We start from the raw sequence: 9261 nt of genomic DNA, 5'->3' as shown, positions 1-9261 counted from the left end.
TGCTGCCGTTGTCGGCGTATGCCGGGCTCGGCGACTTCGGCGCCGCCAACGACGTGTTCATCCGCGAGGGTGTGCGGTTGGGGACGGCTGCGGTCCGGACGGCGTTGGAGCAGGCCGGACAGTGTCCCGAGGACGTGGACCTGATCATCTCCACCACCATCACCGGCCTGGCGGTGCCGTCCCTGGACGCCCGGATCGCCGCGGCGGCCGGGTTTCGCGAGGACGTGAAGCGGCTGCCACTGGTGGGCCTGGGCTGTGTCGCCGGGGCCGCCGGCATCGCCCGCGCCCACGACTACCTGCGCGGCGACCCGTCGGCGACGGCGGTGCTGCTGTCGGTGGAGTTGTGCAGCCTGACCGTGCAGCGCGACGACACGTCGACGGCGAATCTGGTGGCCAGCGGGCTGTTCGGTGACGGCGCGGGCGCGGTCGTGCTGCGCGGCGCCGACGCGGCGCCGGGCCGGGCCGGCATACGCGTCGTCGAAAGCCGCAGCAGGCTCTACCCCGACACCGAGCGGGCGATGGGTTGGGACGTCGGCTCGACCGGTCTGCGGATCGTCCTCGGCGTGGAGGTTCCCGATCTGGTCCGCACCCACCTGCGCGACGATGTCGACCGCTTCCTGGCCGGTCACGGGCTCACCCGGGCGGACATCGGCTGGTGGGTCGCGCATCCCGGCGGCCCGAAGGTGCTGGAGGCGATGGCCGAGGCGCTGGACATCGGCGCGGCGGACCTGGGCGTCACCTGGGACTCGCTGGCACGGGTCGGCAATTTGTCGTCCGCGTCGGTGCTGCATGTGCTCGCGGACACGTTGCGCGACCGGCCCCCGCCAGCCGGGACGTATGGCGTGCTGCTCGCGCTCGGGCCCGGCTTCTGCGCCGAGTTCGTGCTGCTGCGGGCCGACTGATGGGCTGGTTCACCGCGTTCCTCGTGCTGATCGGCCTGGAACGCCTCGCCGAGCTCGTGGTCTCCAAACGGCATGCAGCGTGGGCGTTCTCCCGCGGCGGCCGCGAATACGGCGCCGGCCACTACCCGGTGATGGTGGTGCTGCACACCGCCTTGCTGGCCGGAGCGCTGCTGGAGGCGTGGCTGCTGGACCGACCCTTCCTGCCCGCGCTCGGGTGGTCGATGGTCGCGCTCGTGCTGCTCACGCAGGCGCTGCGCTGGTGGTGCATCCGCTCGCTCGGGAGCTACTGGAACACACGGGTGATCGTCGTGCCCGGTGCGGCGCTGGTGACACGCGGTCCGTACCGCCTGCTGCCGCACCCGAACTATGTGGCGGTGGTCGTCGAGGGCGCGGCCCTGCCGCTGGTGCACACCGCGTGGCTGACGGCTGTCGTGTTCACCGTGCTCAACGCCGCCCTGCTCAGCGTCCGGATCCGCGTCGAGGACGTCGCTCTCGGCCGGCGCGCGGCATCGGTATGACGGCCGACCTGATCGTCGTCGGCGGTGGCCCGGTCGGTCTCGGCACCGCCCTGTATGCCGCCCGCGCCGGCCTGGCCACCACCGTGCTGGAACCCCGCGAGGGCGACATCGACAAGGCCTGCGGTGAGGGCCTGCTGCCCGGCGGCCTCGCCGCGCTGGCCCAGCTGGGCGTCGCACCGGCCGGCTTCGAGCTGACCGGCATCACCTACCGCGCACCGGGCGTGTGCGCCACCGTCGCCTTTCGTGCGGGACCAGGCCGTGGCGTGCGCCGCACCGTCCTGCACGGGGCGCTGCGCACCGCCGCCCTCGCGGCGGGTGTCCGGGTGCGCACCAGCGCGGCCACGGACCTGCGGGTCGACGGTGACAGGGTGGTCGTGACCTGCGCCGACGGCAGCCACGAGGTCGCGGGCGGGGTGATCGCCGCGGACGGGCTGCACTCACCGACCCGGCGGCGGCTGGGACTGGACCGGCCGAGCGAGCGTCGTCAGCGGTTCGGGCAACGCCGGCACTTCCGGATCGAACCGTGGACGGACCGGGTCGAAGTGCACTGGGGGCCGCGCGCGGAAGCCTATGTGACGCCGGTCGCCGACAACCTGGTCGGCGTGGCAGTGCTGAGCAGCGAACGGGCGCCATACACCACGCATCTCGAGCAGTTCCCCGAGCTGTCCGGACGACTGCGCGGCGCCCGGGCCGCCGGCGACGTGCGCGGCGCCGGACCGCTGCGGCAACGTTGCGCGGCACCGGTGCACGGCCGCGTGCTGTTGGTCGGCGATGCCTCCGGCTACGTCGACGCGCTGACCGGGGAGGGCATCTCGCTCGGACTGGCGCACGGCCGTGCCGCGGTCGACGCGCTCGTCCGCGGCCGGCCGGAGTCGTACGCGCCCGCCTGGCGATCGCTGAATCGGGTGCCGTATGCCGCCACCGGTCTGCTGGTCCGCGCGACGCGTGCCTCCTGGGTCAGGGAACGCATCGTGCCGGCGGCCGCTGCGGCACCGTGGCTGTTCGGGGCGGCGGTGCACCGGCTCGAAGCGATGTCCTGAGGGCGATGTCGCAGACGCGAGAGCGGGCGTCCTTAATGGGTATGCCGTCAGTCCGTCGTCGGCTCGAGCACCTCGACGGCCAGCACGGTGGGCAGGTGGCGGGCGATCTCGGTCCACGTGTCGCCCTCGTCGCGGCTGGCGAAGACCGAGCCGGTGTTGGTGCCGAAGTAGACGCCGGCCGGGTCGTGCCGGTCGCCGGTCATGCCCTGCCGCAGGACGGTGAAGAAGCAGGCCTCTTGCGGCAGTCCGGAGCGCAGTGCCTGCCAGGTCGCGCCGGCGTCGCGCGAGCGCCATACCGCGGCGGCCGCGTCAGGCGGGTAGCGGCCTTCGCTGTCGCCGTTGAGCGGGACGGTCCAGACGGTCTGCGCGTCGCGGGGGTGGGTCCACAGTGGGAAGCCGAAGGTGGAGGGCAGCCCGGTGGTGATGTTGTGCCAGTGCAGCCCGCCGTCGTCGGAGCGCCATACGCCGTGGTGGTTCTGCTGATAGAGGCGGTCGCCGTGGGCGTGCTCGAGGTGGTGCACGCAGAAGCCGGTGTGGCCGTCGGATCCGGCCGCGGGGTGGGTGTTCCCCTCGCCGTCGGCGGCATCGGCGAGGTCGTTGCGCCGCTCCCAGGTGACACCACCGTCCTCGGTGGCGAAGACGCCTGCGGCGGAGATGCCCACCCACATCTTCTCGGGATTCTCGGGGTCGACGACGATGGTGTGCAGCACCAGCCCGGCGGCGCCGGGTCCCCAGTCGGGCGCGGACGGATGATCGGTCAGGCCCTTGACCGTCTGCCAGGTCTCGCCGTCGTCGTCGCTGACCAGCAGCGTGGCCGGTTTGGTCCCGGCGTAGAGCCGGCCACCGCCACCGCCACGGCCCAGGGACCAGACCTGGGAGAAGCCGTCACCGAACGGCATCGGTGTCTCGGTCCAGCCGATCGACGCGGCGAACCCGGGGTCGGTCGCCGCCCAGGCGTCCATCTGTCCGGTGGTCAGCTTCGCCGGCTCCCAGGCGTGGCCGCTGTCGCGCGAGCGCCATACGCCCGCACCGGTCCAGTCGCCCCCGCCGCCGGCCCACAGGGTGCCGGACGCGGCGTCGCCGATGACGTGGTTGATCGGCCACCCGTCGCAGTAAGGGCCGCGGACCGTCCAGCGGGTGCGGTCGCCGGCACCGTCGAGGATGAAGGCGCCCTTGGTCGTGCCGACCAACAGGTGAATGGCTGTGTCGGACATGGGATGCCTCTTCCGCACGGTGCGCCCCGGTGTGGGACAAGATTTCATTCTGGCGCCGTACGAGCTGCTGGGGCAATGCTCGGTTGTCGCGGAGCGGGAAGTTTTCCGCGGACCGATGTCGAAGATGTCGGTGGCTGTTCGACGTACGTGTGACAAGCAAGCCGGACCAATCAAGTGGGAGTGATCGACATGCCGCGTTTCATGGGATTCGTGCGGATGGAAGAGGGCATCGGGATGCCGCCGAAGGCGCTGTTCGAGGCGATGGACGTCTACGTCGGGGAACGGGCCGCCAGTGGCGTGTTCCTCGACGGCGGCGGGTTGTTCGGCACCGAGGATGCCGTCAACTTCGTCGTCCGCCACGGCGAGGTGAGCCGGGTGGACGGCCCGTATGCCGAGGCGAAGGAGGTCGTCGGCGGGTGGGCCATCACGCAGTACGACACGCTGGAGGAAGCCGTCGCCGACCAGGAGAAGTTCGCTGAACTGCATGCCAAGCACTGGCCGGAGGTGACCGTGATCGCGACCCTGCGGCAGATCTCCGACGGCCCGGAGGAGCCCGCGCAGTAACGGCGCGGTCACTACGCTGGCCGGGTGCCGGCACACACGCAGACGGGTGATCCGCACGCAGCGATCGTGGCGGCGTGGCGGGCCGAATCGGCCCGCCTCGTCGGCGCGCTCACCCGTATGACGCGAGATCTGGCGCTCGCCGAGGATCTCGCCCAGGATGCGCTGGTCGCTGCGCTGGAGCAATGGCCGGCGACCGGTGTCCCGGACAATCCGGGCGCGTGGCTGATGACGACCGCGAAGCGGCGCGGCATCGACCACTTCCGGCGCGCGGACGTGCTGCGCCGCAAGGTGGCGGAGTTGGAGTCCGCCGGTGGGGGAGAGGAGGGCTCGGTGCCCGATCTCGACGCCCAGGTCGACCACATCGAGGACGATGCGCTGCGGCTGATCTTCCTGTCCTGCCACCCGTCGCTGACCGCCGAGTCACGTGCGGCGTTGACCCTGCGGTTGGTCGGTGGACTGACGACGGCGGAGATCGCGCGGGGGTTCCTGGTCAACGAATCGACCATGGGACAACGCATTTCGCGTGCGAAGAAGACACTGGCGCAGGCTCGTGCGGAGTTCGAGCTGCCGACCGGCCAGGAACGGACCCGGCGCCTCGACGACGTCATGGCAGTCATCTACCTGATCTTCAACGAAGGGTATGCCGCAACCGCCGGCACCGACTGGATGCGCCCGGAGTTGGCGCACGAGGCGATCCGGCTTGCTCGCATGGTGGCGGCACTTGCTCCGGACGAGCCGGAGGTGCTCGGGTTGGTGGCGCTCGTGGAGCTGCAGGCATCGCGGATGCCGGCCCGGTCGGACGAGGACGGCACGCCGGTGCTGTTGGAGGCGCAGGATCGGACACGCTGGGACGGTCGGCTGATCCGGCGTGGTCTGTCGGCGCTGCATGAGGCGGAAGTCCTTGCCGCGCAACGGAAACCGGTCGGGCGCTACTTCCTGCAGGCGTCGATCGCCGCGCAGCATGCGCGGGCGGTGCATGCGAAGGACACCGACTGGCGCCGGATCGCTGCGTTGTACGACGTGTTGGCGGACGCGGCCCCGGGTCCGGTGGTCGAGGTCAACCGCGCGGTCGCGCACGGGCGTGCCTTCGGGGCGGCTGCCGGACTCGAGGTGCTGGCGGCGGTCGCCGAAGACGCGTTGGGTGACTCACCGCTCGTGCCGAGTGTGCGCGGTGATCTGTTGGAGCGGGCGGGGCGGCATACCGAGGCGCGGGACGCGTTCACCGAGGCGGCGGCGCGGACCAGTAACGACAGTGAGCGCGCGATCCTGCGCCGGCGTGCGGGGTTGGCATGATGCGTGGCCGGGTGAAGGTTCAGAACGGTGGCTTCGGCTCGGGCAGCTCGAGGCGTATGTCGCGGGTGGGCCGGTAGATCTGCAGGTTGCAGCCGGCGCGGCGTTCGATGGCTCGGTCCTCGTGTTCTTCCTGGATGAGTTGCAGGTCGTCCAGGTCGGTGAACACGTTGGGTATGACGTCGTGTTCGCGGCAGAGAGCCAGGTGGATGCCGAGTTGTTGCTCTGCGCGACTGACCCTCGGGGGGCACTGATCATCGGGCCGATGATGGTCGAACGGCGTGGTGCGCAATCGTCGCGTCAGCGTGTGCCACGTGATGGTGGCATCGTCGTGTTGTCGGCTGGACCAGAACCTGCCGGTCTTGGTGTTGTGATGGCCGCGATGCATGGTGTGCAGATTGTCCGGATGCGTGGCACCGTCCGCCGGTGCGGTGGCGCCGGGTTGGTATTCGGTGTCGTGATCCAGGTCGCCTTCGTATGCCGGCACGCCGCAGTCGCCGGGTGACCGGCAGGTGTGGTCGCGGCCCTGCACCAGCCGCGCCATCGCGGCCGGCGCGCGGTAGGTGTTGGCGGCGTCGATCACTTCGCCGGTGACGGGGTCGGTGACCAAACGTGCCCAGGTCGAACCGGCCTGCAGTGCCACAGCACGGACCTGGTCGGGGGCCAGGAATCCGAGACCGGGCACCTCGGCCGGTCCCTGCGCCATTCCGGGGGCGGAGCGCCGCACGAGATCCTCGGGCAGCAGTGCGGCGAAGGGGACGATGACGTGCAACCGGCCCGCGGGCGCGTCGCCGAGGTGCGCATGGCCGGGAACGGTGCCGGCGATGAGCAGGTCGACCGCGATGTCGGACCGCAGCTGAGCCAGTGGTCGTTCGTCACCACCGGCCCGGGCCGCCTTGGCGAGGTTGGTGATGCGTTGTTGCGCGGCGAATATGCGTGCGGCATCGCCAGAGACCTGCAGAGTGGCAGTGCCGTCACGGCCGGGGAACGTGCAGGCATCACGTGCTTCGACCGCCTCGCGGTGTTTGCGTGCGCGGTCGGCCGCCGCACCGTCCACCAGCGCGAGCTGGCGTCGGATCCTGGCGCGGAAACCCGCGTGCGACAACGGGATAGCGGCCGGGTTGCCCTCAATGGGGGTCGTGCGGTCCGGAGGTGCCAGGAGGCGCTCGATGACCTGACCCGCCAGCACCGGGTCGAGGTGTGCGGTCTCGGCATAGGCGATGCGCGCCCGCTGCCAGCTGCAACCGCCGGTGCGGAGCAGGTCGTGAGCTGCGCCGACACGTTCGCGCAGCGCGGTGGCGAAGCGGACCTGCTCGCGCGCCGCTGTCAACGTCGAACCGGTCAGCAACTGGATCTCGTGCACCACGGCCCGGCAGGCGGCCTTGCGGTGCACGGCCACCTTGCGGGCGTATCGGGGATCGTCACGCTGGATGCCGTGCTCGCCGGCCACGTCCTCGACCAGTGCGGCGGTCGCCTCGAGGGACGAGGCGTCCGCGAAGGCCTTGACGGTCTCGGCTGCTTGCACCAGGTCGCCCATGCGCTCCCGCGGCACGTCCCGCCAGCCGGTGTGCCGCGCTTGTTCGGCGAGCTCGGTGAACGCGACGATGACGGCGTCGGGCAGGCCTGACACGTCGATGACACGAGCGGCGTCGCTGGGCGCGTTGGCACCGTCGTCGGAACCCATCACCGGTCACCTCCCACCGTCTCGTCGCTTCTTGATGTCTTCGACTCTAGCGGCGACCACCGACAACCCTCCTCGTCCAAAGCCCATGAGTCACAGAGACTTCCGCGACATGATGGTGGCATGCGCACACGCCGCGGACTCTTCGTCGCACCGTTCGATGCCCTGGCCGACCCACGGGTCGTTGCCGACTTGGCCGCCCGGGCGGAAGGAGCCGGCTGGGACGGGTTCGTCCTCTGGGACCACTTGCAGTACGGCGATCGCGTGGATGCCATCGCGGACGTGTGGACGTGCTGCGCGGCCGTCGCGATGCAGACCGAGCGGTTGCTGTTCGGTCCGATGGTGACGCCGTTGCCCCGACGTCGTCCGCAGGTCCTGGCTCGGCAGGCGGCCAGCTTGGCAGTGCTCTCCGACGGGCGGTTCGTGCTCGGGCTGGGCCTGGGCGACGACTGGGTCGGTGAGTTCAGTGCGTTCGGGGACGAGGCCGACCCCCGGGTGCGCGGACGCATGCTCGATGAAGGACTCGAGGTGCTCACCTCGCTGCTGAGCGGCAGCCCTGTTGACCATGACGGGGCTCATTACGTCGCCCGGGACGCTCGCTTCCGCCCAGCACCCGCTGTGCCGATCTGGCTGGCCGGACGGTTCGGCAATCGTGCGCCGCTGCGCCGGGCGGCGAGGTATGACGGCTTCTTCGTCATCGGCTTGGACACCGCCGACGATCTGCACCAGGTGACCGCTGCGCTGGCCGACCACGACCCGGCTCCGGGCTTCGACGTGGTGCTCGACCTTCGGCCCGACCAGGACCCTGGTCCGTGGCTGGACCGCGGCGCCTCATGGGTGCTGACCCGGATCGGTCCGTTCGACATCGATCTCGCCGATGTCCGGCGGATCATCGACGCCGGCCCGGATGCCTGAGCCACGAAGGCACCTTTGCTCGCTGACGCAGAGGTCCTGGGGCAGCCGAGCTTCTCAACGCCCAGCACTGACATAGGACGTCCCTTAATCCAATGACGGAGGCGTTCGAGTCGCACAAGCGCCAGCAGAAGCCGCCGTCGACGGCAGGGACCTGCGAAAGGTCCGATGTCGTCCCGTTCGCTGTGGCTTCGAGCGAGAGCTGCGACGATCTTGCCGCAGCTTCCTGATGAGAGGGGTGATGGCATGCTCGCGGACACACTTGTCGCCGTAGTCAGTGGCGTCATCGTGGTTGCGATCTGCTACCTGTGCAAGTGGGGTTATCAGACCTGGAGTGTCAAGCGGAGGCTGGCGCGCGACGTGTTGGAGGTCACGCCGATCACGATGAGCCCGGGCACGTGGAAGGTCGCCCTCGCCGCGCCGCTTTCCGACGAGGAGATCGCGCGCCTTCCGAGGCTGGGAGAGGGAGACGCCGAACAACGCGGTATGGAGCGCTTGGTTCGGTCGATGGAGCCCTCGTGGGACGCAGAACAAACCGAAGTGACGGTCATGGTGCGAAATGTCAGCCCCGTCGACATCACGATCGTTGGCATGCGTGCGCTGTGGGAACTGGATTCGGATCGCGATTGCATCGCAATGATCGAAAATCCGCCTGCGGGAGACTTTGGGGTTCCCCAGATCGGGTTTCGGCTCGGAGTTGAGAACCCGTCACCAGCCAGGATTCTCGATCACTACCGGGTTGGCGACGAGGACTGGTTCGGTGGCCAGCATGACATCGGACTGAAACCAGACGAGCAGCGGCAAATTCGGATTGTTGGAGCAATGGTGGCTCAGGGGAGAGTGCGCTGGACTATCCGGTTCGACGTTGTGGCGCATGGCAGCTCCCTGGAGGCCACATGGCCGTCGGGTTCGTCGCTCCGAACCGCATCAGTTTCCGACAGCCTTGCCCAGCATCTCGTCACTGGGGTGGGGTCGAAGCCGGACGGCACGGTAGGGGTCGGGCCGCGCGACCCTCACTGGGGCACTGGTTGAAGAGCTTGAAGTCACCTCCATCCTCCATCCTGGTTCGATGCGTCTTTCTGGCGAAGCGTGCCGCGCAGCAGCAGGGAAGCATCGAACCGGGTCATGCTGAGGAACGAC

At 69.9% G+C, this 9261-nt stretch carries 9 protein-coding genes; 7 read left to right on the top strand and 2 right to left on the bottom strand.

All coding sequences use genetic code 11. The features are described 5' to 3' along the window. The 3 genes from ACYVBN_RS15950 to ACYVBN_RS15940 form a co-directional block, all read left to right on the top strand. Positions 1–902: type III polyketide synthase (locus tag ACYVBN_RS15950; RefSeq protein ID WP_460601373.1), on the top strand; the 902-nt coding region annotated here is incomplete at its 5' end. Beyond that, the gene (locus ACYVBN_RS15945; protein WP_460601372.1) at positions 902–1420 is read left to right on the top strand and encodes an isoprenylcysteine carboxyl methyltransferase family protein; all 519 of its coding nucleotides are present in this window, start codon (positions 902–904) and stop codon (positions 1418–1420) included. The genes ACYVBN_RS15950 and ACYVBN_RS15945, both read left to right, overlap by 1 nt. Next, positions 1417–2460 carry an NAD(P)/FAD-dependent oxidoreductase gene (locus ACYVBN_RS15940; RefSeq protein ID WP_460601371.1) on the top strand — a complete coding sequence of 348 codons (1044 nt, stop codon included), beginning with the start codon at positions 1417–1419 and terminating at the stop codon, positions 2458–2460. Before ACYVBN_RS15945 ends, ACYVBN_RS15940 begins: the two co-directional genes overlap by 4 nt. A 47-nt stretch (positions 2461–2507) precedes the next feature. Here the strand turns inward: ACYVBN_RS15940 and ACYVBN_RS15935 are convergent, their stop codons facing one another. Beyond that, a complete protein-coding gene (locus tag ACYVBN_RS15935) occupies positions 2508–3674 on the bottom strand; it encodes a WD40/YVTN/BNR-like repeat-containing protein (protein WP_460601370.1) in 1167 nt (388 codons plus the stop codon). A 189-nt stretch (positions 3675–3863) separates the two neighbouring features. On the opposite strand from ACYVBN_RS15935, the gene ACYVBN_RS15930 reads away from it, so the two are divergent. Both ACYVBN_RS15930 and ACYVBN_RS15925 read left to right on the top strand, forming a co-directional pair. Further along, complete coding sequence (locus ACYVBN_RS15930) at positions 3864–4238, top strand: YciI family protein (protein WP_440282628.1); 375 nt, start codon at positions 3864–3866, stop codon at positions 4236–4238. Between the two features lie 24 nt (positions 4239–4262). Then, positions 4263–5531, top strand: coding sequence for an RNA polymerase sigma factor (locus tag ACYVBN_RS15925; protein WP_460601369.1), 1269 nt, complete (start codon positions 4263–4265; stop codon positions 5529–5531). Between the two features lie 19 nt (positions 5532–5550). Here the strand turns inward: ACYVBN_RS15925 and ACYVBN_RS15920 are convergent, their stop codons facing one another. After that, positions 5551–7212: a hypothetical protein gene (locus tag ACYVBN_RS15920; RefSeq protein WP_460601368.1), complete on the bottom strand. Its 1662-nt coding sequence runs from the start codon at positions 7210–7212 to the stop codon at positions 5551–5553. A 120-nt stretch (positions 7213–7332) separates the two neighbouring features. On the opposite strand from ACYVBN_RS15920, the gene ACYVBN_RS15915 reads away from it, so the two are divergent. Both ACYVBN_RS15915 and ACYVBN_RS15910 read left to right on the top strand, forming a co-directional pair. Next, on the top strand, positions 7333–8124 hold the full coding sequence (locus ACYVBN_RS15915; protein ID WP_460601367.1) for an LLM class flavin-dependent oxidoreductase: 792 nt from the start codon (positions 7333–7335) through the stop codon (positions 8122–8124). Positions 8125–8367: 243 nt separating this feature from the next. Beyond that, positions 8368–9153 (top strand): hypothetical protein, encoded by a 786-nt coding sequence (locus tag ACYVBN_RS15910; protein WP_460601366.1) that lies wholly within the window; start codon positions 8368–8370, stop codon positions 9151–9153. Positions 9154–9261: the final 108 nt, after the last annotated feature.

The sequence above is a fragment of the Flexivirga lutea genome (assembly GCF_054778955.1).
Note: the sequence above shows the minus strand (reverse complement) of the source record. Positions and strands in the feature narration are given on the sequence as shown.